This is a genomic window from Nocardia sp. NPDC087230, assembly GCF_044744725.1.
GTDB lineage: Bacteria > Actinomycetota > Actinomycetes > Mycobacteriales > Mycobacteriaceae > Nocardia > Nocardia canadensis.
This window is the reverse complement of record NZ_JBIUYV010000003.1, coordinates 49,721-74,712: the sequence shown is the minus strand read 5'-3', so window position 1 is coordinate 74,712 and position 24,992 is coordinate 49,721. Positions and strand designations below refer to the sequence as shown.

The 24,992-nt window shown below is 70.3% G+C and carries 26 protein-coding genes and 1 tRNA gene; 8 read left to right on the top strand and 19 right to left on the bottom strand.

The annotated features are described in order from the left end of the window. Window positions 1-33 precede the first annotated feature (33 nt). The 5 genes from ACIO52_RS12380 to pgsA all read right to left on the bottom strand — a co-directional run bounded on the left by ACIO52_RS12380 (window position 34) and on the right by pgsA (window position 3,755). A complete protein-coding gene (locus tag ACIO52_RS12380; RefSeq protein ID WP_255586907.1) occupies window positions 34-888 on the bottom strand; it encodes a hypothetical protein in 855 nt (284 codons plus the stop codon). Window positions 889-1,046: 158 nt separating this feature from the next. Then, the gene (locus tag ACIO52_RS12375; RefSeq protein ID WP_218716456.1) at window positions 1,047-1,871 is read right to left on the bottom strand and encodes a PspA/IM30 family protein; all 825 of its coding nucleotides are present in this window, start codon (window positions 1,869-1,871) and stop codon (window positions 1,047-1,049) included. Between the two features lie 195 nt (window positions 1,872-2,066). After that, window positions 2,067-2,519, bottom strand: a complete 453-nt coding sequence (locus ACIO52_RS12370) for a helix-turn-helix transcriptional regulator (protein WP_316575506.1) — start codon at window positions 2,517-2,519, stop codon at window positions 2,067-2,069. 91 nt (window positions 2,520-2,610) lie between these two features. Then, a complete protein-coding gene (locus ACIO52_RS12365; protein WP_218717794.1) occupies window positions 2,611-3,102 on the bottom strand; it encodes a CinA family protein in 492 nt (163 codons plus the stop codon). Then, entirely contained in the window at window positions 3,099-3,755 is a 657-nt protein-coding gene (pgsA, locus tag ACIO52_RS12360; protein ID WP_218717793.1) for a CDP-diacylglycerol--glycerol-3-phosphate 3-phosphatidyltransferase, read from the bottom strand. Before pgsA ends, ACIO52_RS12365 begins: the two co-directional genes overlap by 4 nt. A gap of 256 nt (window positions 3,756-4,011) precedes the next feature. On the opposite strand from pgsA, the gene ACIO52_RS12355 reads away from it, so the two are divergent. Together ACIO52_RS12355 and ACIO52_RS12350 are read left to right on the top strand one after the other, a co-directional pair. Beyond that, on the top strand, window positions 4,012-4,647 hold the full coding sequence (locus tag ACIO52_RS12355; RefSeq protein WP_255587521.1) for an amino-acid N-acetyltransferase: 636 nt from the start codon (window positions 4,012-4,014) through the stop codon (window positions 4,645-4,647). Window positions 4,648-4,683: 36 nt separating this feature from the next. Beyond that, entirely contained in the window at window positions 4,684-4,968 is a 285-nt protein-coding gene (locus tag ACIO52_RS12350; RefSeq protein ID WP_218717792.1) for a YciI family protein, read from the top strand. Between the two features lie 57 nt (window positions 4,969-5,025). Here the strand turns inward: ACIO52_RS12350 and ACIO52_RS12345 are convergent, their stop codons facing one another. Next, complete coding sequence (locus tag ACIO52_RS12345) at window positions 5,026-6,006, bottom strand: TerC family protein (RefSeq protein ID WP_218717791.1); 981 nt, start codon at window positions 6,004-6,006, stop codon at window positions 5,026-5,028. A 424-nt stretch (window positions 6,007-6,430) separates the two neighbouring features. On the opposite strand from ACIO52_RS12345, the gene ACIO52_RS12340 reads away from it, so the two are divergent. Continuing rightward, window positions 6,431-6,504 (top strand) — tRNA-Leu (locus ACIO52_RS12340). Window positions 6,505-6,665: 161 nt separating this feature from the next. Here ACIO52_RS12340 and ACIO52_RS12335 read toward each other — a convergent pair. Next, window positions 6,666-9,227, bottom strand: coding sequence for a DNA translocase FtsK (locus ACIO52_RS12335; RefSeq protein WP_218717790.1), 2,562 nt, complete (start codon window positions 9,225-9,227; stop codon window positions 6,666-6,668). A gap of 297 nt (window positions 9,228-9,524) precedes the next feature. Here ACIO52_RS12335 and ACIO52_RS12330 point away from each other — a divergent pair, with 297 nt between their 5' ends. Then, on the top strand, window positions 9,525-9,908 hold the full coding sequence (locus ACIO52_RS12330; protein WP_218717789.1) for a DUF4189 domain-containing protein: 384 nt from the start codon (window positions 9,525-9,527) through the stop codon (window positions 9,906-9,908). A 37-nt stretch (window positions 9,909-9,945) separates the two neighbouring features. Further along, window positions 9,946-10,500: a hypothetical protein gene (locus ACIO52_RS12325; RefSeq protein ID WP_402643668.1), complete on the top strand. Its 555-nt coding sequence runs from the start codon at window positions 9,946-9,948 to the stop codon at window positions 10,498-10,500. Window positions 10,501-10,557: 57 nt separating this feature from the next. Here the strand turns inward: ACIO52_RS12325 and ACIO52_RS12320 are convergent, their stop codons facing one another. Together ACIO52_RS12320 and dapA are read right to left on the bottom strand one after the other, a co-directional pair. Next, window positions 10,558-12,597, bottom strand: a complete 2,040-nt coding sequence (locus tag ACIO52_RS12320; protein WP_316575509.1) for an RNase J family beta-CASP ribonuclease — start codon at window positions 12,595-12,597, stop codon at window positions 10,558-10,560. Beyond that, window positions 12,594-13,502: a 4-hydroxy-tetrahydrodipicolinate synthase gene (dapA, locus tag ACIO52_RS12315; RefSeq protein WP_218717787.1), complete on the bottom strand. Its 909-nt coding sequence runs from the start codon at window positions 13,500-13,502 to the stop codon at window positions 12,594-12,596. The genes ACIO52_RS12320 and dapA overlap by 4 nt, the downstream gene beginning before the upstream one ends. Window positions 13,503-13,651: 149 nt before the next feature. On the opposite strand from dapA, the gene ACIO52_RS12310 reads away from it, so the two are divergent. Continuing rightward, window positions 13,652-14,098 (top strand): toxin-antitoxin system HicB family antitoxin, encoded by a 447-nt coding sequence (locus ACIO52_RS12310; protein WP_218717786.1) that lies wholly within the window; start codon window positions 13,652-13,654, stop codon window positions 14,096-14,098. A gap of 4 nt (window positions 14,099-14,102) precedes the next feature. Here the strand turns inward: ACIO52_RS12310 and ACIO52_RS12305 are convergent, their stop codons facing one another. The 8 genes from ACIO52_RS12305 to ACIO52_RS12270 all read right to left on the bottom strand — a co-directional run bounded on the left by ACIO52_RS12305 (window position 14,103) and on the right by ACIO52_RS12270 (window position 21,346). After that, entirely contained in the window at window positions 14,103-15,302 is a 1,200-nt protein-coding gene (locus ACIO52_RS12305) for a winged helix-turn-helix domain-containing protein (RefSeq protein ID WP_402643663.1), read from the bottom strand. 40 nt (window positions 15,303-15,342) lie between these two features. Beyond that, entirely contained in the window at window positions 15,343-16,368 is a 1,026-nt protein-coding gene (locus ACIO52_RS12300) for a hypothetical protein (protein WP_402643660.1), read from the bottom strand. Beyond that, entirely contained in the window at window positions 16,361-17,581 is a 1,221-nt protein-coding gene (locus tag ACIO52_RS12295; protein ID WP_316575511.1) for an ATP-binding protein, read from the bottom strand. Before ACIO52_RS12295 ends, ACIO52_RS12300 begins: the two co-directional genes overlap by 8 nt. Next, complete coding sequence (locus tag ACIO52_RS12290; protein ID WP_218717782.1) at window positions 17,578-18,279, bottom strand: response regulator transcription factor; 702 nt, start codon at window positions 18,277-18,279, stop codon at window positions 17,578-17,580. Before ACIO52_RS12290 ends, ACIO52_RS12295 begins: the two co-directional genes overlap by 4 nt. Window positions 18,280-18,468: 189 nt before the next feature. Continuing rightward, window positions 18,469-18,921 (bottom strand): NAD(P)H-dependent oxidoreductase, encoded by a 453-nt coding sequence (locus ACIO52_RS12285; protein ID WP_218717781.1) that lies wholly within the window; start codon window positions 18,919-18,921, stop codon window positions 18,469-18,471. 3 nt (window positions 18,922-18,924) lie between these two features. Then, on the bottom strand, window positions 18,925-19,377 hold the full coding sequence (locus ACIO52_RS12280; protein ID WP_374104846.1) for a hypothetical protein: 453 nt from the start codon (window positions 19,375-19,377) through the stop codon (window positions 18,925-18,927). Window positions 19,378-19,418: 41 nt separating this feature from the next. Beyond that, entirely contained in the window at window positions 19,419-20,165 is a 747-nt protein-coding gene (gene dapB, locus ACIO52_RS12275; RefSeq protein ID WP_218717779.1) for a 4-hydroxy-tetrahydrodipicolinate reductase, read from the bottom strand. A gap of 74 nt (window positions 20,166-20,239) precedes the next feature. After that, window positions 20,240-21,346, bottom strand: a complete 1,107-nt coding sequence (locus tag ACIO52_RS12270; RefSeq protein ID WP_316575513.1) for an alcohol dehydrogenase catalytic domain-containing protein — start codon at window positions 21,344-21,346, stop codon at window positions 20,240-20,242. 134 nt (window positions 21,347-21,480) lie between these two features. Here ACIO52_RS12270 and ACIO52_RS12265 point away from each other — a divergent pair, with 134 nt between their 5' ends. Then, window positions 21,481-21,876 (top strand): VOC family protein, encoded by a 396-nt coding sequence (locus ACIO52_RS12265; RefSeq protein WP_218717798.1) that lies wholly within the window; start codon window positions 21,481-21,483, stop codon window positions 21,874-21,876. Here the strand turns inward: ACIO52_RS12265 and ACIO52_RS12260 are convergent. After that, window positions 21,873-23,078, bottom strand: a complete 1,206-nt coding sequence (locus ACIO52_RS12260) for an MFS transporter (protein WP_218717777.1) — start codon at window positions 23,076-23,078, stop codon at window positions 21,873-21,875. The two genes, ACIO52_RS12265 and ACIO52_RS12260, sit on opposite strands and share 4 nt — an antisense overlap. A 92-nt stretch (window positions 23,079-23,170) precedes the next feature. Here ACIO52_RS12260 and ACIO52_RS12255 point away from each other — a divergent pair, with 92 nt between their 5' ends. Beyond that, a complete protein-coding gene (locus ACIO52_RS12255) occupies window positions 23,171-23,503 on the top strand; it encodes a helix-turn-helix transcriptional regulator (RefSeq protein WP_218717776.1) in 333 nt (110 codons plus the stop codon). 46 nt (window positions 23,504-23,549) lie between these two features. On the opposite strand, the gene ACIO52_RS12250 is transcribed toward ACIO52_RS12255, so the two are convergent. After that, a complete protein-coding gene (locus ACIO52_RS12250; RefSeq protein WP_402643652.1) occupies window positions 23,550-24,878 on the bottom strand; it encodes a M16 family metallopeptidase in 1,329 nt (442 codons plus the stop codon). Between the last annotated feature and the right edge of the window lie 114 nt (window positions 24,879-24,992).

The window sequence follows — 24,992 nt, the reverse complement described above, 5'->3', positions numbered from 1 at the left end:
CGTCGGGGCCGGAAGGCGTTGTCCGCGTTCGAACTAGCGCGGACCGGGGACGGGACGGTCGGCCAGGTCGGTGAGCGCCTGCGCCCAGCCGTCGAGCCGGTCGGCGGCCTCGCGCAGATCGGCGACGATGCCGTTGAACTGGTAGGCCACCACGGTGTCCTCGGGGACGGCCAGAATGCGCGCCGCCGCGGCGACGAGCTGTTCGTACTCCATGACGCCGGTCTCCAGGCGCGCGAGCACCCCGTTGACGGTGACTTTCAGCGCGGCGACGGTCTCGGGGTTGGCTCGTCCGACGGTGTCGGCGGCCTGTTCCATCGCCACGATGTCGGTGGCCAGCGCGTGCAGCGCGGCCGCGCCGGAGCGGGCCGTCTCGAGCAGATCGCGCAGTTCGTCCTCGGGCAGTCGCCGGGTGCGGGCGATCTGGGTGCCGAGTCCGTGCAACGCGCGTTCGGCGCGGATCAACCGCTGGATCGGACCGCGGGCCACCGAGCGCAGCCCCGGGGTCTTGCGGGCGACGAAGGCCGCCTGCGGCAACGGCTGACCGCGCAACTGCAGATACCGGCGCGCGCTCAAGGCGGTCCCGGTCACGAAAGCGACCGCGCCACCGCCGATCACGACGACCGCCCAGGCCGGCGCCGACACCACGGCCAGGCCGACCGCGCCGACGGTGGTGATGCCCGAGGCGGTGCCGAGCTGGAAACTGCGCCGGCGAGCACGCCGGCGTCGACGCAACTCCCGTTCGCGCGGATCGGCCCAGCGACGCACGGCCACCATCGCCTGCTCACCGACCTCGCGCAGGGTCGCGGGCACACCGCCGGTCGCGGTGGTTCGCACCAGCTGCGCCGGATCGATGATCTCGGCTCGCTCGCGCCGTGTTCTCCCGCTCATCCCTCATCCTTTCGTCGCCACGGACCAGTGTCGCAGCAGACGACGACAAGTTCCCACCATCACGCGCCCGCGACCCGGGAAGCGGCGACCGAAAACGCCGACCGGGTCGCCGGTCGATGCCTACCGGCGACCCCAGGGCCGCGAACCCGCGCGCCGACCTACTGCTGGGCCGCCTGGCCCTTGTTGATCTGCGGCGCCTGCGCGGGCTGCTGCTGCGCCGGATCGATCGCCGCGGCGTTGTTGCCGGTGGGCAGCGCGTCACCGCGCATCGAGGCCCGGATCTGCTCGAGCTTGCTGTGGCCCGCCATCTGGATGCTGGCCTGCTGGACCTCCATCATGCGGCCCTGCACCGTGTTCTGCGCCAGCTCGGCGGCACCGAGCGCGTTGGCGTAGCGACGCTCGATCTTGTCGCGCACGGCGTCGAGGCTGGGGGTGGAGCCGGGTGCCGACAGAGTGGAGTCCATCTGCTGCAGCGAGGCCGAGACCTGCTCCTGCATCTTGGCCTGCTCGAGCTGGCTGAGCAGCTTGGTGCGCTCGGCCACCTTCTGCTGCAACATCATCGCGTTCTGCTCGACCGCCTTCTTGGCCTGTGCGGCGGCCTGCAGGGACTGGTCGTGCAGCACCTTGAGGTCTTCCACCGACTGCTCGGCGGTGACCAGCTGGGCGGCGAACGCCTCGGCGGCGTTGGTGTACTGGATCGCCTTCTCGGTGTCGCCCGCAGCGGCCGCCTGATCGGCCAGGGTGACGGCCTGACGGGCGTTGGCGTTGAGCTTCTCGACCTCGTCGAGCTGGCGGTTCAGCTTCATCTCCAGCTGACGCTGGTTGCCGATCACCGACGCTGCCTGCTGCGACAGCGCCTGGTGCTGACGCTGCGCCTCCTCGATAGCCTGCTGAATCTGGACCTTCGGATCCGCATGCTCCTCGATCTTGGAGTCGAAGAGGGCCATCATGTACTTCCAGGCCTTCACGAACGGATTAGCCATCGATTGATCCCGCCTCCATCTGTGCGTCGCTCGTGCGACTGGTGGTGCGCGACCGTCACGCACCAGATATGTGCTTATCCTTCACCATGCGGCACCCGGGCCGGTGCGACCGGCCCGATCGACGCCTGATGAGAATCTATCCGTTCTCACCAACAGTGCGCAGCGTCTCGCCCGTCGAGCACGTGGTTCGCCGCGTCACATTCCCTTCACCAGTACCAGCATCTCGGCCCTGGGCGCCGGGATGACGATCCGGGTGTCCTCGGCGATGCCGATCCGGGCGCCCTGTTCGGCCGACATGCTCGCCGCGGCGCCGGCCTCCGGCGCGGCGGCGGGTTCGGCGGGGGCGGGTTCGGCCGGGGCGGCCTCGCGCTCGGCGGCGGGGCCGGTCAGCGCGGGCTCGCGCGGCGCGGAGCCATCCGCGCCGGCCATGATGGTGCTCACGTCCCACAGCACCCGCGACAGCGGCACGTCCAGTGCCTCGCAGATGGCGGCGAGCAGTTCACTGGAGGCTTCCTTGCGGCCGCGCTCCACTTCCGACAGATAGCCGAGGCTCACACGCGCCGAGGTCGACACCTCGCGCAGCGTTCGATGCTGGGCGAGACGCGCACGCCGCAGACTGTCCCCGATTGCCTCCCGCAGCAGCGTCATCTCGTTCTCCTCCACCTCGTGTCACCGCCGCAGCGGTGCTCACCTCTTTCTGGCACAACGTCGAGCATCGGCCGGTGGTTCCCGGACGCGGCTAGTTCGTCGTCACACAGCGCAGCAACTCCCGCACCGCGCTGTGCACCGCACCGATCCTGATCGTCCACCGGTCGCCGTCGAGTTTCAACCGGACCACTTCACTGTGCCGTGGACCGGCCAATCCGAGGTATACCGTCCCGACCGGGTGCCCGTCCTGGGAATCGGGTCCGGCGACGCCGGTCAGACCCACACCCCAGTCGGCGCCACAGCGCTGTCTGGCCCCCACCGCGAGCTGCTCGGCGGTCGAGGCGGCGACCGGGCCGTCGACCCGGAGGATGTCGTCGTCGACGCAGGCCAGGCGGCTTTTCAGGTCGGTGGCGTACACGATCAGGCCACCCCGCAGCACCGCGCTGGCGCCCGGCACCCCGGCCACGGTGGCGGCCAGCAGGCCCGCGGTCAGCGATTCGGCGGTGGCGACGGTCTGACCGGCCGCGGCCAGCGCCCGGACCAGTTCGGCGACCGGCGCCCCGTCGACGAGCGGATCGGTCACGAGCGGGACTCGCCGCGCGCGCGTCCTCCCGCCAGCCACAGGCGGGCCGCCTGGCCGACGTAGTCCAGGCCGGTGATCACCGTCAGCGCGACGGCCGCGTACATCAGCACCATGCCCGCGGTGGCGAAGGCGCCCGACAGCGGCAACAGCAGCAGCGCGATGGCGATCGACTGCACCAGGGTCTTGAGCTTGCCGCCGCGACCCGCCGGGATCACCCCGCGCCGGACCACGATCAGCCGCAGCACGGTGATGCCGAGTTCGCGTCCCACGATGACCGCGGTGATCCACCAGGGCAGATCACCCAGGACCGAGAGCCCGATCAGCGCCGAACCGATCAGCGCCTTGTCCGCGATGGGGTCGGCCAGCTTGCCGAAATCGGTCACCAAACCGTATTTGCGGGCCAGTTGCCCGTCGAAGCGATCGGTGATCGCCGCCAGCCCGAACACCGCCGCGGCGATGATCCGCCAGCGGGTGTCGTGCCCGCCTTCGGCGAACAGCGCCAGCACGAACAGCGGGACCAGCACGATCCGCGCGATGGTCAGCACGTTCGCGATATTGAGCACCGGGACCTGCGCCTCGGCACGGTCGGGCGCCGTGCGCGGTGGCGCGGGCCTCTCCCACCCACGGTCGATCTCCTCGGGTCGCACGCTCATGCTGCGTCCATCCGGCCTGCTCGGGCGCTCTCCGTGGTTACGCAGGCTGCCTCCTCCGCGCGCTGACCTCTCATGCCCCGCCCTCTCGGCACTCACCGGCACTGCGCCGAAATCCACCCGTTTCGCGCGCGGTTTGCTCGCGCGGGCAATGCCGTCCGATCCGGTCGTCGAGCCCGGCGCGATGCGGTGAGCGGAACGACAGGATGTGCGGCACATGTTCAGACTATCGGTAACCCGGCCGACTACTGTGCACCCCATGACCTCACGGGGACCACTGGGTGGTTCGACCAGCGACGCGCATCCCGCCGCGCCCTCTGTGGCGCCTGTTTCCGCGGTGTCCGATCGCGGTGTCTCCGAGGGCCCTGCGTGGTCGCGCTCCGCTTCCGCCGCCGGGAACACCGACGTCGTCGTGCGACGAGCCCGAACCTCGGACGTCCCCGAGATCAAGCGTCTGGTCGACGAGTACGCGGGTCGCATCCTGCTGGAGAAGAACCTGGTCACCCTGTACGAGTCCGTCCAGGAGTTCTGGGTGGCCGAACTCGAGGGCCGCGTCGTCGGCTGCGGCGCGCTGCACGTGCTGTGGGCCGATCTGGGCGAGGTGCGCACGGTCGCCGTCGATCCGGTGGTGAAGGGCCGCGGCGTCGGCGGCGCCGTCGTCGATCGACTGGTCGCGGTCGCGCGCGAATTGCAGCTGCAGCGGCTGTTCGTGCTGACCTTCGAGGTGGACTTCTTCGGCAGGCACGGTTTCGTCGAGATCGACGGCACGCCCGTCACCGCCGAGGTGTACGCGGAGATGTGCCGGTCCTACGACACCGGCGTCGCGGAGTTCCTCGACCTGAGCTACGTCAAGCCGAACACCCTCGGCAACACCCGCATGCTGCTGACTCTCTGACCTGTCCGCAAGCCCACCGCGAGAAAGTGATCGACCGTGCCGATCTTCGCCGTCCACTACACCTACACCGAGGCCACCGCCGCCGAGCGGGCCACGCACCGCCCCGAGCATCGCGGGTGGCTCAACGCGCTCGTCGACGCGGGCACGGTGCTCACCAGCGGCCCGTACCCGGACGGTACCGGCGCGCTGCTGATCTTCCGGGCCGAGGACGCGCCGTCGCTGACCACGCTGCTGACCGAGGACCCGTTCGCGAAGCTGGACCTCATCGAGGCCGTGCGCGTCGTCGAATGGCTGCCGGTGATGGGCGCCTTCGCCGAGTGAGCGCCCGCTGACACAGCACTGCCCCGGACACCACGACGGTTCCGGGGCAGTGCGCGGTCAGGAGGAGGTGGTGCGGCGGGTCTTGAGCAGGCTCGCCACCGTGGCGATCACCAGGATGCCGATGATCACGCTCAGCGAGAACACGGTGGAGATCTCCGGCACGCTCACATGCTCACCGCCGTTGATGAACGGCAGCGTGTTCTCGTGCAGGGCGTGCAGCACCAGTTTGACGCCGATGAACGCCAGGATGGCGGCCAGGCCGTAGGACAGGTACACCAGGCGGTCGAGCAGGCCGCCGATGAGGAAGAACAGCTGGCGCAGGCCCATCAACGCGAAGGCGTTGGCGGTGAACACCAGATAGGGCTGCTCGGTGAGGCCGTAGATGGCCGGAATCGAGTCCAGGGCGAAGAGCAGATCGGCGAAGCCGATGGCCAGCAGCGCCAGCAGCAGCGGGGTCACCACACGTTTGCCGTCGATCCGGGTGACGAGTTTGTCGCCGTCGTACTGATCGGTGGTGGGCAGGATCCGCTTGGCCAGCGCCACGATGCGGCTGTCACGTTGCTGTTCGTGCTCGACCTCGTGTCCGCTCTCGCGCAGCAGGTTCACCGCGGTGTAGATCAGGAACGCGCCGAACAGGTAGAACACCCAGCTGAACGCGCTGATCGCGGCCGCGCCGACGGCGATGAACGCACCGCGCATCACCAGCGCCAGCACGATGCCGATGAGCAGCACCTTCTGCTGATAGATCCGCGGCACCGCGAAGGTGCTCATGATGATGAGGAAGATGAACAGGTTGTCCACCGAGAGGGCCTTCTCGGTGACGAAGCCCGCGTAGTACTCCCCGGCGTAGGTGCCGCCCCATTTCCAGGCGACGAACAGGCCGAACAGCAGTGCCAGGCCGATGTAGACGGCCGACCAGAAGCCCGATTCCTTGAAGGTCGGCTCGTGCGGTGTGCGGACGTGGGCGAAGAAGTCGAAGACGAACAAGGCGAGGATCACCACACCGGTGATCACCCACTCGAGCGTGGTCACCTGCATGTGGTGGTCCGATCGATGAAGTTCATGTCGTCCATCATGCCCGAAATGTCCGTTTCAGTCGGCTTTGCGGAACGCTTGCTCGTCATGATTTCACACACAGGCACCCTGACCTGCGCACGGGCCGGTCGGCGCGTCGGAAAAATCCGTTTCGCCGAACGTCGTGCGCTGCTACCGTCGACGCATCGTCACCCCACCGGTACCCCGAGAGGAGCTAGCCGTGAACGGATCCACCGCGAAGTACGAACGCCGTGTCGAGATGCACCGGCTACCCCTGGGTGCCGTGCGGCCGCAGCGCTTTTCGAGCGCCCGCGGCGACTGCTGACCGGCATCGTCCGGCCCTAGGCCGCTAGGCACCCCTCCCCCACCTCGGGCCGAGCGCCCGCGTACCCCTGCCCGCCCTGTGCGGTCCGGGGCGATCACCCATTCCCTCGTAGCCCAACTGGCAGAGGCACCGGTCTCAGGTACCGGCAAGTGCGAGTTCGACTCTCGCCGAGGGAACCGTCCACACTCCCGGCTCACGCAGGTGCCGACGGGCTGTCGAGGCCCGTCCCGCGCGGTTCGACTCCGCGGTGAGCCACGGTCCCTCCTCGTTCGTCGCCGTCTACTCCCGGCACGGTCAGAGCAAACCAGTATCGCGCGCCGACCGGCGTGCGTTCGACCTACTCGTCCTCGGCGCCGCCGGGGTCGCCACCCCGGATCGACCACAGCAATCCGTCCAGCTCGTCGGGCTTGATCAGCACGTCGCGCGCCTTGGAACCCTCGCTGGGGCCGACGACGCCGCGCGTCTCCATCAGGTCCATCAACCGGCCCGCCTTGGCGAAGCCGACGCGCAGCTTGCGCTGCAGCATCGAGGTGGAGCCGAATTGCGAGGTGACCACCAGCTCCACGGCCTGCAACAGCACATCCATGTCGTCGCCGATGTCGGGGTCGACGTCCTTGACCTCGCCGGCCTTGGCGGCCGTGACGCCCTCCTGGTACTCGGGCTCGGCCTGGGTCTTGCTGAACTCGACGACCGCGTGGATCTCCTCGTCGGAGATGAACGCGCCCTGCAGACGGGTCGGCTTGCCCGCGCCCATCGGCAGGAACAGGCCGTCGCCCATGCCGATCAGCTTCTCCGCGCCCGGCTGATCCAGGATGACGCGCGAGTCGGTCAGCGACGAGGTCGCGAAGGCCAGCCGCGAGGGCACGTTGGTCTTGATCAGGCCGGTCACGACGTCCACCGACGGGCGCTGGGTCGCCAGCACCAGGTGGATGCCCGCGGCGCGGGCCTTCTGGGTGATCCGCACGATCGCGTCCTCGACGTCGCGCGGGGCGGTCATCATGAGGTCGGCGAGCTCGTCGACGATCGCCAGGATGTACGGATACGGGCGGTAGACCCGCTCGCTGCCCAGCGGCGCGGTGATCTGGCCCGACTTCACCTTCTTGTTGAAGTCGTCGATGTGGCGGACCTTGTTGGCCTGCATGTCCTGATAGCGCTGTTCCATCTCCTCGACCAGCCAGGCCAGCGCGGCGGCGGCCTTCTTCGGCTGGGTGATGATGGGCGTGATCAGGTGCGGAATGCCCTCGTACGGCGTGAGTTCCACCATCTTCGGGTCGATCAGGATCATCCTGACCTCTTCCGGGGTGGCCCGGTGCAGCAGCGAGATCAGCATCGAGTTCACGAAACTCGACTTACCGGAACCGGTGGAACCGGCCACCAGCAGGTGGGGCATCTTGGCCAGGTTCGCCGAGACGAACTCGCCCTCGATGTTCTTGCCGAGCCCGATCACCAGCGGGTGATGGTCGTTGCGGGTGTGCGGCGACTTGAGCACGTCGGCCAGGCGCACCAGTTCGCGGTCGGAGTTGGGCACCTCGATGCCGACCGCGGACTTGCCGGGAATCGGCGCGAGCAGGCGCACGTTCTCGGTCGCGACCGCGTAGGCGAGGTTGCGGGCCAGCGCGGTGATCTTCTCGACCTTGACGCCGGGGCCCAGCTCCACCTCGTAGCGGGTGACCGTCGGGCCGCGCACGAAACCGGTGACCGCGGCGTCGATCTTGAACTGCACCAGCACCTCGGTGATCGCCTCGATCATCGATTCGTTGGCGGCCGAACGCTTCTTGGGCGGTTCACCGTCGAGCAGCAGGGTCAGCGGCGGCAGGGTGTAGTCGCCGTCGACGACCCGGTCGGTGACGAACTCCGGCTCCGGCGGGGCGGGCGGGGTCTGGTCGACGACCTTGGCGGGCGGGCGCTTGCGCGCCGGCTTCGGGGCGGGCTCGGGCGCGGGCGGTTCCTCGTCGAGGCGCAACTGCTTGGCTTCGCGCAGCGGGGGTTCGCCCAGCGATTCGGTGAGCGCGTCGGAGCCGCCGAACTCGTCGGGCGGGTAGTTGTCGTCGGGGGTACGGCCACGGCGACGGGTCCGGTTGCGGTGCAGCGGGAAACCGTCGTCGTCGTAGTTGGCCGGGTCGTACGGATCGTCGTCGCCGTCGTGCTCGCCGAGGCCGAAGTACTCCCGCAGCGCCGTTGGCACCTCGCGCACCGTGGTCCCGGTGAGCAGCAGGACACCGAACACCATGGCCAGCAACAGAATCGGTAGCGCCAGCCAGGGCGTGAGCCCCTGCCCGAGCGGACCGCCGACGGCGTAGCCGAGGAGGCCCGCCGCCCGCGAACGCCCGTGCGCGTCGGCGGGCGACCCGGCAGCCAGATGCCAGATGCCGAGCGCGGGCAGCACGACGAGCAGGCCGCCCAGCACCAGCCGGGGCCGGATCTCCGGATGCGGCTCGGTGCGCATGAGCACCACGGCGAGGGCGATGAACAACAGCGGAGCCAGTCCGCCCGCGGTACCCGCGACGGCGCGCACGACGTCTTCGAGGAAACGGCCGACGGGTCCGCCCGCCGAGAGCCACATGGCGGCGGCGATGACCGCGCTCACCGCGATGAGCGCCAGACCGATGCCGTCGCGCCGGTGTCCGTGCTCGATCTCCCCGGCGCGGCTCAGCGTGCGGGTCGTGGCGCCGACGCCGCGCGCCAGCATGGTCCAGCCGCTGCCGACGCCGCGCCCGATCACCGCCAGCGGCGCGGTGTTCGACGCGCGTTTGACCGGCCTGCGCGCGGGGGCGGTACGCCCGCGTGGCGCCGCCGACGCTCGCGGAGTCGTCGAGCGAGATCGCGGCGGCGGCGTCTGCCCCCGGCTCGATCCCGCCCGCGCCCGAGAGGTCGTGGTGCTGCGGGACTTACCTGCCATGACCATCAGGCTAGCCGCTCAGGCCCCGTCCGGACCATCCGCAACACTGGTCCCACCCCGGTTGCGACGGTGATCTCACCCGCAGGCGCAGGTCGCGGGCCCCCGGTCAGCGTGGGGAAAACTCGCGCGCGACCGCGTTTCGCGGGCCCGGACTTGTCGAATCCTTACCGAACTCCTGTATTTCGGCCCGTAGGCGGCGCTACGGCTGGCGCGCGCGAGGTGCCGCTCGGTACGTTGACTGCGCTCCATCGGGTCGGTTGACCCGTGCTTACGAAGGGGAAGCAACAAGTGAAGAGAATGCTCACCAGCGCGGCCGTGCTCGGTGCCACCACCGCGGCGTTGTTCGCGGGGCACATCGCTCCGGCCCAGGCGCAGTCGAGCAATTACGGTGCCATCGCGGTATCGATCAAACCGGGGGTCTACGGGTACGCCACCGACTACGGCAGCTATGCCGAGGCGGAGGCAGGCGCGATGGCGGCATGCCGGCGCGGCGGAGGCGGCGGCGGGTGCGATGTGAAGGTGTCGTATCGCAACGGCTGCGGCGCCATCGCGATCTCGCGCGGCTGGTGGAGCTACGGCTCGGCCTCGACCATCGGCGGCGCCAAACGCGAAGCGCTGAACAACAATCCGGGCAACGCCAGCATCAAGCACTGGAACTGCACCAGCGGTTACCAGCTCTAGCCCGACCCGTATCGAGAACAGTATCTGGGGAGTTGTAGTGACCAACCGTCCACTGAAGACCGCCACCGCCCTCGTCGCGATCGTCGCGGCGCTCGGGCTCAGCGCGTGCAGCAGCGATTCGGGCTCGTCGAGCGCGGGCGCGAGCAGCACGACCGCCACGGGCGGCGCCTTCGAATCGGGCAATACCAAGCAGGGCAAGGAAGAAGGCGGCGACCTCGCGGTCACCACCCCGCCCAACCTGCCCAAGCCGACCGCCGAGGAACTGAACAGCCGGATCAACAAGGCGCTGGCGGGCAAGCTCACCGGCGACGAGAAGAAGACCTACATCGAGGACGCCGATCAGGATCCGATGCTGGTCGACAAGTTCGTCGACGCCGCGAACAAGAACAAGGTGACCGTCGCGATCACCAAGGTCGGCGAGCCCGCCGACGGCAAGCTCAAGGCCGACGCCGATGTCACCATCGACGGCAAGCCGGTGCAGGACGCCTTCGTCGACTTCGTCGCCGAGGACGATTCCTGGAAGGTCTCGCACACCTTCGCCTGCAACATCGTGAAGTCGGCCAAGCTCGACTCCGCGGCCTGCCAGGCCTGACCCGCGACGACAACCGCCGGGCGACAGTGTCGCCCGGCGGTTGTCGGTCTCGGAAGGTCAGACGCCGATGACCGTCGGCACGATCATCGGACGGCGACGGTAGGTGTCGGCGACCCAGCGGCCGACCACCCGGCGCACGCCCTGGGCGATGCGGTGGGTGTCGGTGATGCCCTCGCCCGCCAGCCGCAGCAGCTCGGACTCCACCAGCTCGTTCGCGCCGTTGAGCGCGGTCGGGTCGTCGGAGAAGCCGCGGCCGTTGAGCTCGGTGCTGACGGCCTTGCCCGTGGTCGAGTCGATGACGACGGTGATCGAGATGAAACCGCCCTCGCCCAGGACCAGGCGGTCCGACAGGGTCGACTCGCCGACGTCGCCGACCGAGAGCCCGTCGACGTAGACGTGCCCGACCGGAACCCGGCCGACGATGGAGGCGATGCCGTCGACCAGGTCGACCACCACGCCGTCCTCGGCCAGCACGACCCGCTCCTCCGGCACGCCGGTGGCCACCGCGAGCGCGGCGTTGGCGCGCAGGTGCCGCCATTCGCCGTGCACGGGCATGGCGTTGGTCGGGCGCACCGCGTTGTACAGGTACAGCAGCTCACCGGCCGAGGCGTGACCGGAGACGTGCACCTTCGCGTTCTGCTGGGTGATGACCGTGGCGCCGAGCCGGGCCAGGCCGTTGACCACCGCGAATACCGAGTTCTCGTTGCCGGGGATCAGCGAGGAGGCCAGCACGATCAGGTCGTCGGCGCGGATGTTGATCTGGCGGTGGTCACCGCGCGCCATCCGGGCCAGCGCCGAGAGCGGTTCGCCCTGGGAACCGGTGGAGATCAGCACCAGGCGGTTGCCGGGCAGGTTCGCGGCCTGGTCCATCTCGACGACCACGTTGTCGGGCACCGTCAGATAGCCCAGATCCTGGGCGATCTGCATGTTGCGCACCATCGAGCGGCCGACGAAGCAGACCTTGCGGTTGTACTTCTGTGCCACGTCGACGACCTGCTGGATGCGGTGCACGTGGCTGGCGAAGGAGGCGACGATGACGCGGTTGCGCGCCTTGCCGATGACATTGTCGAGCACCCCGCCGATCTCGCGCTCGGGAGTGACGAAGCCGGGGACCTCGGCGTTGGTGGAGTCGACCAGGAACAGGTCGACGCCCTCGTCGCCGAGGCGGGAGAAGCCGGCCAGGTCGGTCAGGCGGCCGTCGAGCGGCAGCTGGTCGAGCTTGATGTCACCGGTGTGCAGCACGACGCCCGCCTTGGTGCGGATGGCGACCGCGATGGCGTCGGGGATCGAGTGGTTGACCGCGAAGTACTCGCACTCGAACGGGCCGTGCACGGTGGTCTCGCCCTCGGCGACCTCCATGAGCTTGGGCTGCAGCCGGTGCTCACGGCACTTGGCGGCGACCAGCGCGAGGGTGAACCGCGCGCCGATCACGGGGATGTCGGGACGGTTGCGCAGCAGGAACGGCACCGCGCCGATGTGGTCCTCGTGACCGTGGGTGAGCACGATGGCGACGATGTCGTCCATCCGGTCCTCGATGGGCCGGAAGTCGGGCAGGATCAGGTCGACGCCGGGCTGCTGGTCCTCGGGGAACAGCACACCGCAGTCGACGATCAACAGCTTGCCGTCGTACTCGAACACGGTCATGTTGCGGCCGATTTCGCCGATGCCGCCGAGCGCGAACACCCGCAGGCCGTTCTTGGGCAGCTTCGGCGGGGCGCCGAGCCGGTCCTGGGGCGCCTTCTCGCGCGGCTCGGCCACGGGCGCGGAACCCCGGCCACGGCCGCCGCCCTGCCGGCCACGGCCGCCGCCGCCACGGGACTGCTGCTGCGGGGCCTGCTCGGCGGCGGGCTTGCTCTTGGCGCGGCGCGAGGTCGCCTTCTTCGGCGCGGTGGCCTGCTCCTCGGCGACGCTGATCAGATCGGTGCCCACCTCGGCATCACCGACCAGGTTCGCCTCGGCGACGATCTCGGCGACCGGTTCGGTGGCCGGGGCGGCCTGCTTCGGCGGCGCGACCTGCTCGACCGGGGTGGGTTCGGGCGCGCCGGCGGCGCGAGAGGCGGACCGGCGACGCGGCTTGCGAGCGGTGGGTTCGGTCATGCCGACACCCCCGCGGCCTGCAGATCCAGCGCCAGCGCGTCGAGCTGCGCCTGCGTCGGCATCAGCTGGGGCAACCGGGGTTCCCCCACATCGACACCGAGCAATCGAAGAGCTCCCTTGCACATCGCCACACCTCCCAGGCGGGTCATGGCCGCGAACAGCGGCAACAGTGTCGCGTTGATCTCTCTGGCCCTGGCCACGTCACCGGCTGTGTAGGCCTGGTGGATCTCGCGCAGGCGTTCGGGCACGACGTGCCCGATGACGCTGATGAATCCGGTGGCGCCGACCGAGAGCCAGGGCAGGTTGAGGCCGTCGTCGCCGGAGTAGAACGCCAGACCGGTGGTCGCGATGAGATCGGCGCCGGAGACCAGGTCACCCTTGGCGTCCTTCACCGCGACGATGTTCGGATGGTCGGCGAGGCGGCGGATCGTGTCGATGGCGATCGGCACGATCGACCGCGGTGGAATGTCGTAGAGGGTCACCGGCAGCGAGGTGGCGTCGGCGACCGCGGTGAAGTGCGCGAGCAGGCCCTCCTGCGTGGGGCGCGAGTAGTACGGGGTCACCACGAGCAGGCCGTGCGCGCCGGCGTTCTCGGCGGCGCGCGCCAGTTCGATCGAGTGGGCGGTGTCGTAGGTGCCCGCGCCCGCGATCACGGTGGCGCGATCGCCGACCGCGTCGACGACGGCGCGCAGCAGCTCGGCCTTCTCGGTCTCGGTGGTGGTCGGCGACTCACCGGTGGTCCCCGAGATGGCCAGCAGATCGACGCCGCGGTCCACCAGGCGCGCGGCCAGAGCAACACCGGCATCGACGTCGAGCTTGCCCGCAGCGCTGAAGGGGGTCACCATCGCGACACCTACCGTGCCGGACGCGTGCAGCTCCGTTGGCGTCGATTCACCGTTCGTCATGGTCAGAAAGGCTACCCGGTCGCCAGATGAGCCTCGACACCCTAGCGGCCGATCCGGCTGCCGGTGGGTGTTTTTCGCCGTCACCCCCCGTCCGGGGTGACATCACGACCATCCTTGCGTGATGTCAGATATGACGCCACACTGATGTCATGGATCTGAACGCTCACACCGCGCGGCTGCGCGAGGAACTGATCGCCGCCGCCGCACTCGGCGACGAGAAAACGCAGGCCACCGCTGCCGCACTGGCCGCCGCGGTGGAGAGTTCGAGCAGGCTCGTGTTGCTGTCGGCACTGTCGGAGCTGGCCGCGGAGATCAGCACCGAACTCGGCGACCGCACCGTGCACGTCCGCCTCGACGGCACCGACGCGGTGGCCGACGTGCGCAAGAACACGCCGTCGGGCGCGGAGGAACCGCCGACCTTCGAGGAGATGACCGGTGACATCAGCCGCGTCACCCTGCGCCTGGTCGAGCAGCTCAAGTCCAAGGCCGAGGAGGCGGCGGCGCAGAACGGGCAGTCGCTGAACTCCTGGCTCTCGGGCGCGGTCACCAACACACTGCGCGATCAGATGCGCGGCCAGGGCCCGAAGGGCTGGTAGCCGGTCACAGCAGCGGGGCCAGGTCGCCGCGCTCGCCGATGACGACGTCGTCGAGTTCGAGCCAGTCGGCCATCTCCCGCAGCGCGCCGCGCAACGCGTGCGCGGTCTCGGCCGTCGCGTAGCCCGGTTCGGCGAACGCGCCGGGCGCGAGCAGCCTGCCGCTGCCCCGCTCGGCGCGCAGGTCGACCCGGCCGACGAGCGCACCGTCGAGCAGGAACGGGAAGACGTAATAGCCGTGCACCCGTTGGGGTTCCGGCGTGTAGATCTCGATGCGGTAGTGGAAGTCGAAGATCCGCTGCGTGCGTGGGCGGAAGAAGATCAGCGGGTCGAACGGGCACAGCAGGGCGGCGCCGGTGATCCGGCGCGGGGTGCTCGCCTCCGGATGCAGGTAGGCGGGCGCGTCCCAGCCGTCGACGTCGACCGGAATCAACTCGCCCGCGTCGACGAGATCGGCGATGGCGGGGGCGCTCTGGCGCCGGTTCAGGCGGTAGTAGTCGCGCAGGTCGGGCTCGGTGCCGATGCCGAGCGCGCGGGCGGACCGGCGCAGCAGCTCGCGGATGGCCTCGTCCTCGCCGATCTCGCGGTCCAGGACATCGGCCGGAACGACGCGTTCGGTCAGGTCGTACTGGCGGGTGAACCCGGCCCGGCGCGCGATGGACAGCTCGCCGGCGGCGAAGAGCTGCTCGCACACCATCTTGGTATCGCTCAGATTCCACCAGGTGCCCTTGGGGCGCGGTTTGTCCAGCTCCAGATGACGTTCGATCTCGCCCGCGCTGGACGCGCCGACCTCGGTGACGACATCGAGGATGTCCTTGCCCAGGGTCGGATTTCGTTCGATGACCTTGCGCATGCCCGACCACCGCCCGTGCCGGTACTCGGCCATCCGCCAGCGCAGCAGCGGCCAGTCCGCGACCGGGATGAGCGCCGCCTCGTGCGCCCAGTACTCGACCAGGCCGCGCCGGGCCCGCGGGCTGTCGCTCCATGCCGCCTTCTCCAGCAGCGTGCGGTCGTAGGGACCGATCCGGCTGAACACCGGCGCGTAGTGCGCGCGCACCACCGCCGAGACCGAATCCAATTGCAGCAGACGGGTTCTGGCGACGACGTCGAGGACGGAGCGCCGGTTCGGGTTGGCCGGGCGACGTTTGCCGAAACCCTGCGCGGCCAGCGCGATCCGCCGGGCCGTCGCCGCATTCATCCGCTGCATTCCCTCAGCCTGACACAGGGGTACGACAGGTGCGCGCGGCTCAGGTGGAGACCCGCACGACGCCCGCGGTGTCGATCTCGGTGCGCCGGTCACCGGCCGCGGCGGCGGCCAGCACGGTCGCCACCCAGCGCCGCCCGATCGGCAGCACCCGCACCGTGACCGCGCCCTCCTCGGCGCTGTCGAGGGCCTCGACCGCGGCATCGATGACGTTGTGGCGCACCCAGGTCGGCACGCCGCGGAAGCCACCGTCGTCGAGCAGGGTGACCTCCACGCCGCGCGCGCGAGCCGCGCGCGCGGCGGCGCTGAGCTGTTCGGTGACCAGTTCGGGCGCGCGCAGTCCGTCGCGCAGTTCGGCCTCGAGCAGTCGGCACTGTTCGCGTTCGTCGTCGGTGAGATGGGCGCCCTCGGCGATGCGCGCCAGTATCGGCCGGGCGAGCAGGTCCAGGCGGGTCAGCTGCCGGTCGCGTTCGGCGCCCGCCGCGGCCAGTGCCGCCTCGGTGGCCGCGCGCCGGTTGGCCTGGCCGCGCAATTCCCGCAGCGAGCGCTGGGTGGGCCGCACGATCGCCATGAACACCGTCACCACGCCGACGGTGGCGACCGGGGTCAGCGCCCGCACCACCGTCTCCGGATGCCAGGTGGTGAACACCCCCATCGTGACGAGCACCGTCGCGGCGGCCGCGACACCGAGCCAGGCCGACAGGATCCGCCCGCGCAGCACCAGCATCGCCAGCAGATACGAGGTCGGATAGGCGGTCCACAGCTGATGCGAGAACCCCGTGGGATTCTCGATCCACGGCACCGTCAGCGCCATCGCGGCCGGTCCCGCGCAGGCGACGTAGGCGGTGGCGGGCCACGGCAGCGGATCCACCGGGAAGACCAGCACGACCAGCGCGGCCACGGCCATCAGCACCAGCGCGACGGCGGCCGGGATCGGTGGGACGATGTCGAAGTTCACCCGCAGGTACATGACGATGGTGGCTTCGAAGATCACCACGAACAGCCAGGCCATGCCGTCGCTGAGGCCGAACAGGTCGCGCATGCCGAAGGGCAGGTCCCGCTCAGCCATGGCTGCCCCACACCAGGGTCACCACGGTGCCGGTGCCGGGGGCCGACTCGACGAAGGCCGCCCCGCCCGGCAGCGTGCGCATCCGGCCCAGGATGCTGCCGGCGATGCCCATCCGGTCGGCGGGCACCCGGGCCGGGTCGAAGCCGGCGCCGTCGTCGGAGAGCACCACCTTGATGCCGCCGGTGGCCACGGTGACGGCCACCTCGCGACGCACCCGCCTGCCCGCCACGTCGGCGTGGCGCACACTGTTGCGCACGGCCTCGCTCAGCGCCGCGCCCAGCACCTGCGCCGATTCCAGCGGCAGGCACAGATCCGCGCCGCGTCGCGCCGCCTGGACCGGCACGTCGGGATCGACCTCGCGCACCGCGGCGCGCAGGAACTCCACCGCCGCGGCGGCGTCGAGATGGTCGATTTCCGGTGCGCTGCGCGCCTGTTCGAGCTGGTCGAGGGTGCGGGTCGCCTGCGCGGACAGCGCCGCGGTGGAGCCCGTCGTGCGCGATGCCTCCAGCAGGGTCGACAGCACCGCGTCGTGGATGAGCGCGGCGAAGCGGGCGGCCTCGCGTTCCCGGGCCGCCGTCGCGGCGACTGTCGCCGCGCGTGAGCGCTGCCGGACGGCCTCCCTGTCGACCCGCTCGGCGGCGGTGCGCGCGTAGACCACGCACCACAGGAACAGCGCGGCCACCCCGAGCGCCCTGGTGACGTCGCCGAACAGCGCCCACGCCGAACTGTCCGGCACCACCGCGGCATTGGACGCGCTGGTGGCCACGGCCAGCACCGCCGCGAAGCACGAGGCCGTGCGCACCGACCAGGCCAGACCGCCGGCCATCACCCCGAGGACCAGCCCGCGATACGGCCACGACGCGAACGATCCGACCGTCACCACCGAATACACCAGCGGCGTCGTCACGGTGGCCGCCAGATAGCAGATCGCGGCCGCCGCGGCGACCCGGCGGATCGCGGTGACCGGCCCGCGCGCCGACACGATCGCCAGCGGCGCGAAGAACAGGTACGCGGCAACCAGGTGCACCTCGGGCCACACCGAGCGGTTGATCGGCTGGATCAGCACGGCGGGTAGTTCGAGGGTCATCACGATGATCGCGCCGACGCCGATGACGACGCCGAGCCGGCGCAGGATCTGATCGGTCGCCGCCCGGGAGAGCTCGGTGTCCACCGCGACGGGCCCGGCTGCCGGGCGGACCGCGGTGGCGGTCACGTGCGCTGCTGACGTTCCGGCACGGGCAGCCAGCCGTCCTCGACGGCCCGTTTGTACAGGTCGGTCTTGGTCGGGGCGGGCCTGCCCGCGTCCGCGTATTTCTGCCGGATGCGGCCGAGATAGTCGTTGACGGTCTGCTCGGACAGGCCGGTCAGCCGGGCCACCCGCGACGCCTTCTCCCCCGAGGCGTACAGCATGAGCACTTCCTCCTGACGCGGGCTGAGCCCGACGTCGGACAGCTGCGGATCGCCGTCGATCGCGGCGGCCCAGTCGGTGGTGACGACCTGTTCCCCGGAGGCGGCCCGGCGCACCGCCGCGACCACGGTCGCCACGCTCTCGGACTTGCGCAGCACCCCGAGCACGCCCGCCTTGGCCGCCGAACGCACCAGGAACGCGTTGTCGGCACCGGTGAACACCAGTACCTCGATGCCGCGTTCGCGCAGCGTGGTGACGTTGTCCTCGGGCGTCGAGCCGTCGGGTAGGCGCAGGTCGAGCACGACCAGGTCGAGGGCGTCGTCGGCGGCGAGCAGCCCGGCCACGGTATCGGCGGTCGCGACCAGGTCCAGATCGGGTTCGGGCCCGAGCATGGCCGCCAGCCCGATCGCGACGGACTCGTGGTCCTCGACCAGTCCGATCCGCCGTACCGCCGGAGTCTGCTGCAACTCGCTCACCGACCACTCCCCATCTCGAACACCCATCCGCGGCCAGCCCGCAACCCGTCGGTGTCGAGTTCTACCGCATCGGACCGCCGACTGTCAGCCCACCAGAATTCGGGGCCACGCCGATCCGCCCACGTCGCGGGGGTACGCGGCCTCAGCCGATGCGGCCACGGCGTTCCACCGACTGCTCACCGGCCTCGGGGGTTCGACGGTGGGGAGCGCGCCGGCTCAGGCCATCAACTGCGCCGCGACCGTCGCACCGAGATTCCAGCACGCCTCGAGGTCGGGTTTGGTCGGTGCGCCCGACACCACCACGTAGTCGGCCGCCTTCACCCAGCCGAGGCCGGTGGTGATGGCGGTGACGCCCTTCTCGGCGCCTTCGGTGCCCTCGTTGCCGTGGACGTAGAGGCCGAACGGCCGGCCCCTAGTCGAGTCCAGGCAGGGGTAGTAGACGGTGTCGAAGGCGTGCTTGAGCGCGCCGCTCATGTAGCCGAGGTTGGCGGGGGTGCCGAGCAGATAGCCGTCGGCCTCGAGGACGTCGACGGCGGTGACCGCCAGGGCGGCGCGGCGCACCACCTCCACACCCTCGATCTCGGGATCGGTGGCGCCGGCGAGGACCGCTTCGAACATCGCCTGGGTGTGCGGCGACGGGGTGTGGTGGACGAGCAGCAACCGGGCCACGGGCTATTCCTCGCGTTCCAGCTTTTCCAGGGCGACCGCGCGGCGCATGGTCTCGCGGGCGCGGGTGCGGTCACCCGCGTAGTCGTAGGCGCGGGCGAGCCGGTAGGAAGAGCGCCAGTTGTCCGGGTCGGCTTCCCATTCGGTCTTGATCCGCGCGAACAGCGCGTCGGCGGCGTCGCGCTCGATGCGGCCGGAGGGCCGTCGGGGCAGCTCCGAGGTGTCGACCTCGAGGCCCTCCTCGTCGATCCGCCGGGCCAGGTGCTGGTGGGCGAGCGCGGCCTGCAGCGTCGCCCACACGATCCACACGCCGACGATCGGCAGCAGCAGCATGCCGATGCCGATCGCGATCCCCGCGAACCCGCCGTCGGCGATGTAGGCGATGGCCAGCCCGCCGAGGCGCACGAAGTAGTAGATCAGCGCCAGCACCAGGAAAGCCACCAGCGCGACGATTTTCACGACCTGACGATCAGGTCGCCACGCGGCGGGTTCGGACGCGTTCACAGATCCAGGAACGGGTCGAGCCCGACCGTCAGCCCCGGCCGCCCGGCGATCTCGCGCACCCCGAGCAGCACGCCGGGCGCGAAGGAGTTGCGGTCGATGGAGTCGTGGCGGATGGTCAGCGTCTCGCCCTGGGTGCCGAACAGCACCTCCTGGTGCGCGACGAGGCCGGCCAGCCGCACCGAATGCACCCGCACACCGTCGACGTCGGCGCCACGGGCGCCCTCGAGCTCGGTGGTGGTGGCATCGGGGCTCAGGCCGACGCCCGCCTCCGCGCGAGCCGCGGCGATCAGCCCGGCGGTGCGGTAGGCGGTGCCCGAGGGCGCGTCGGCCTTGTTCGGGTGGTGCAGCTCGATGACCTCGACCGACTCGAAGAACCGCGCCGCCTGCTCGGCGAACCGCATCGACAGCACCGCGCCGATCGCGAAGTTCGGCGCGATCAGGACGCCGACCTCGGGACGCTGCGCCAGCTGGCCCCGGACCTCGGCCAGGCGCACCTCGTCGAAGCCGGTGGTGCCGACCACGGCGTGGATCCCGTTCTCGATCAGGAACTTCAGGTTCCCCATCACCACGTCGGGATGGGTGAAATCGACGACCACCTGGGTGCCGGTCTCGGTGAACGTCTCCAGCGCGTCACCCTTGTCGACCTGGGCGACCAGCTCCAGATCGGCCGCCGCCTCCACGGCCGCGCAGATGGCCTGTCCGACCTTGCCGCGTGCTCCGAGCACTCCGACCCGAATGGTCACCCGTATCTCCTCGTGTCTCGCTTCACCCTTACCGGCAAGCCTATCGAGCAGCGACGGGTGACCCGGCGGCGAGGTCAGTCGAACACGATCACCTGGCGCAGTGCCGCGCCCGCCGCGAGTTCGTCCATCGCCGCGTTGACCTGGTCGAGCCCGATCCGGGCGGAGACGAGGCGTTCCAGCGGGAGGGTGCCGGCCCGCCACCGGCGCACGTATTCGGGGATGTCGCGCTCGGGCACGGCCGAGCCGAGGTAACTGCCGACGATGCTGCGCCCCTGCGCGACGAGGGCCAGCGGCGAGATCGTCGCGGTGGCGTCGGGAGCGGGCAGGCCGACCGTCACCGTGACGCCACCGGGCGCCGTGGCGGCGACGGCGGTCTCGAAGGCGCGCACATTGCCCGCGGCCTCGACCACCACCTCGGCCTGCACTCCCCGCTCGGCGATCTCGCCCGGCGTGAACGCGGCGGTGGCGCCGAATTCCTTTGCCAGCGAGAGCTTTTCGGGAACAGTGTCGACGGCGATCACCTCGCCGAGACCGAGCGAGACCGCGACGAGCACCGCCGCCATGCCGACGCCGCCGAGCCCGACGACCATGATCCGATCCCCCCTGCCCGGCTGCGCGGCATTGAGCAGCGCGCCGCCGCCGGTGAGCACCGCGCAGCCCAGCACCGCGGCGACCTCGGGTGGCACGTCGGCGTCGACCGGGACCACCGAGCGCCGGTCGACGACGGCGTGCGTGGCGAAACCGGACACGCCCAGGTGGTGGTGCACTTCGGCGCCGTCTCGGCGCAACCTGCGGCCCCCGCCGAGCAGCTCACCCGCGTTGTTGGCGACGCTGCCGGGCGCGCACGGGGTGCGGCCGTTGCTCGCGCAGCCGGCGCACTCGCCGCAGCGCGGCAGGAACGTCATCACGACCCGCTGCCCCACCGCCACATCGGCGACTCCGTCGCCCAGCGCCTCGATCACCCCGGCCGCCTCGTGTCCGAGCAGCATCGGCACCGGCCGTACCCGATTGCCGTCGACCACCGACAGATCGGAGTGGCACAGTCCGGCCGCCTCGATCCGGACCAGCAGTTCCCCGGGGCCCGGCGCGGCCAGCTCGAGATCGCACACGGTGATCGGCTGCGACTCGGCGAACGGCGCGGGCGCGGCGATGCGTTCCAGGACGGCTCCACGAATCCTCATGTGCGCGACGCTACCCCGCGCGGCCATTGCACGATCCGGGATCGGTGGCTAATCTCGTTCGCGGTGATGGTGCTCCTGTCGGCCGCCTCGTACCGTGCCCAGGGTCGGCGCCATCACGAACAAGGAGAAATCCACTGCCAGTACAGTTCAATCACACCATTGTCGGATGTCGCGATAATCGGGAAACCGCCGAATTCTGGGCGGATCTCCTCGGGTTGGACATAGGAAAAGAGTGGGGTCCGTTCATTCCGATCCCCGTCGCCAACGGCGTCACCTTCGATTTCGCGAAGGTGCCGCCGCATGTTTCCGAAATCCAGCCGCAGCATTACGCATTCCTCGTCTCGGAATCCGAGTTCGAAGCTGCCTATGCCAAGATCCAGCGCTACGAAATGGATCATTGGGCCGACCCGATGCAACACGGGGTCAACGAGATCAATCACAACGACGGTGGCCGCGGGGTCTATTTCCTCGACCCCAACGGCCACTTCATGGAATTGATCACCGTGCCCTACGGCGGCTGGCCCGCTTAGTTCACCCGCGCTGCCCGGGTTCCCCGGAGCCCGAGCAGCGCGGCCAGCACGCAGGCCACCGAGACGAGCACGATGAACCACGGGAAGACCGTCGACAGGCCCCAGGTGGTGGCAGCCCAGCCCGCGGCCAGGGTCGGCAACGCCATCGCGGAGTAGGCCAGCAGGTAGTAGGCCGACATGGTCTCGCCCCGGCGGTGGGGCGGAACGACTTCCGACAGATGCCGCAGCGAACCACCGAAGCCCAGACCGAAGGTGGCACCGAGCACCAGCCCGGCGAGCACGACGACGGCGGGCTGCTTGGTGGCCAGGGCCGGGATGGTGGCCAGCAGCGCGGCGGCCATGCCGAGGTCGCCGATGACGGCGGCCCGGCGCGCCGGAATCCGCGAGGCGAACAGCTGTGCCAGCGCGGCGGCGAGCGCGGTGCTCGCGACGACGACGCCGCCGAACACCAGGTTGTGCACGCCGGTCTCGGCCGCGGCCAGTGACGGATACAGCGACAGCAGCACACCCAGCACCGACCAGGCCGCCATCACGCCGATCGCGGAGAACCAGAAGTCGGCCCTGATCTCGTGCGGGACAGCGGGTTTCGCGATCGTGATCCGCGACTTCACCCGGGCCGTGTGCGGCTCGCTCACCGCCAGGATGCCCGCACCCGCGGCCAGGCAGATCACCGCGATCACCACATAGGGCGTGCGCAGCGGCGAGGGCGCGTACTGCGCGAGCACCGCGGTGCCCAGCACCGCGACCGCGATTCCGACATTGAACGCCACTCCGCTGAGCTGACCGGACCGCGCTCCGTGTGTGGGCCGCAGGTCCAGCAGGGCCGCGGCGCCCGCGACCACGGTCGCGCCGACCGCGGCGCCGTGTAATGCCCTGGCCAGCAACAGCATCGGCACGGAGTCGGCGAGCAGGAACACCACCAGGCCCAGGATCATGGTCGCGAACGCGGCCACCATCACGGGCTTGCGGCCGACCACATCCGAGATCCGGCCCGAGACCAGCACCGCGCCGAGGGCGGCCACCGCGTACACGGCGAACACCATGGTGGTGGTGAGCGGTGAGAGGTGCCACTCGGTCTGATAGATGCCGTAGAGCGGCGCGGGCGCGCCGGAGACACCGAGCGCCACCGCGCTCGCCGCGAGGACCAGCCCGTAGGCCCACCGCTTCCCCGACTCGACCGGAGCGATCGTCGACGCCACCATGGCAGCCCCTATCAGCAGAGTTTGATCACCATCGAACGACGTAGACCCTACGCCTAGTATGATGAGTATCAAACCCCCGAGTGAGGTAGATCATGACACAGGCTAACGGTCTCCCCCCGGCGCCGACCCTGCCGGTCGCCGGGCTCCCCACTGTGCTGAGCGCCTTGCACGATCCGGTCCGCCTGGAGATGGTTCGCCGCATGGCCAACGCGGGTACCCCGGTCCGCTGCTCGGCGCTCTACGACGCGATCAACAAATCCACCGCGACCCACCATTTCAAGATCCTGCGCGAGGCGGGCCTGATCGAGCGCCTGACCATCGACGGCCAGACCTATCAGCGTCTGCGCACCGACGCCGTCGAGGACGCGGTCCCCGGTCTGCTGCCCGCCATCGTCGACGCCGCCAACCAGGCGGCACGGGACTGACCCGGGTCGGTGACCGCTACGGCACCCACGAGCGGCGGGGCGTGGGTCAGTGGTCGACGAGTTTGCGGACTGCGGCGGGCAGGTCGCGGGTGCGCTGGTAGGGGCCCGCGACCGCCGCGCCGTAGGGGCGGGCGAGCAGGGTGCGAGCGATGGCGTTGACCTCGTCGGTGGTCACGGCGTCGATGCGCGCGAGGGTGGCCGAGACGCTGCGGTGGTTGCCGTAGCTCAGTTCGCTGCGGCCGATGCGGTTCATCCGCGAGGCGGAGTCCTCGAGGCCGAGGACCAGCCCGCCGCGCAACGAGCCCTTGGCGCGGGCGCATTCGGCGTCGGTGACCCCGTTGGTGGCCACGTCGACGAGCACGTCGCGCGCCAATGTCGTGACCTGGGCGAGGTTTTCGGGCTGGCAGCCGAGGTAGACCGAGAACGCGCCGGTGTCGGCGAAGGTGTCGACGCTCGAGTACACCGAGTACGCCAGGCCGCGTTCCTCCCGGATGCGCTGGAACAGCCGTGAACTCAGGCCGCCGCCGACGATGGTGTTGAGCACCGACAGCGGCCAGCGCTGCTGTCCCTCGTGCCTGCCGAACGCGCGCACCCCGAAGACCAGGTGGGTCTGTTCGCTGTCGCGATTGATCCGGACCAGGCTGGGCGCGGTCTGCGCGCGGAACCTGCCCTCGCGGCGCGGCGCCGGGTCGACGGTGGCGTCCAGGCGCGGCCCGAACGCGCGGTGCACCAGTTCGACGGTGCGGTCGTGGTCGACATTGCCCGCCACCGCGACGACCATCCGGTCCGGTCGGTAGCGGCGCTGGTGGAAGCCGCGCAGCTGGGCGGCCCGCATGCCCTCGATGGATTCGACGGTGCCGATCACCGGGCGCCCGATCGGGTGGTCACCGAACAGCGCGGTGAGGAAGGAGTCGGCGACCAGGTCCTCGGGGTCGTCGTCGCGCATGGCGATCTCCTCGAGCACCACCTGCCGCTCCACGTCGACGTCGACGGCCCGGCACAGGCCGTTGAGCACCACGTCGGCGACCAGTTCCACGGCCAGCGGCAGGTCCTCGTCGATGACGTGGGCGTAGTAGCAGGTCTGTTCCTTGGCGGTGAACGCGTTGAGTTCGCCGCCGACGGCGTCCATGGTCTGGGCGATGTCGAGCGCCGAGCGGGTGGGCGTCGCCTTGAACAGCAGGTGTTCGAGGAAGTGCGCCGCGCCGGCCACGGTGGGCCCCTCGTCGCGCGAGCCGACGCCGACCCACACCCCGATGGAGGCCGAGCGCACGCCGGGCACGTGCTCGGTCACCACGCGCAGCCCACCCGGGAGCACGGTGCGGCGCACACCACCGGTGGTGGAGACGTCGTCAGTGGTTTCGGTCGACTCGGTCAACTGTGGCTTCGTCACCCGATCCCACCGGACGGCTGTACTGACATGGCTTCTCGACCTCTCGAACAGGGTGCTGGCGACGTGCGCGGATGCCTCGGTGATCAGGCAGCAGGCTCG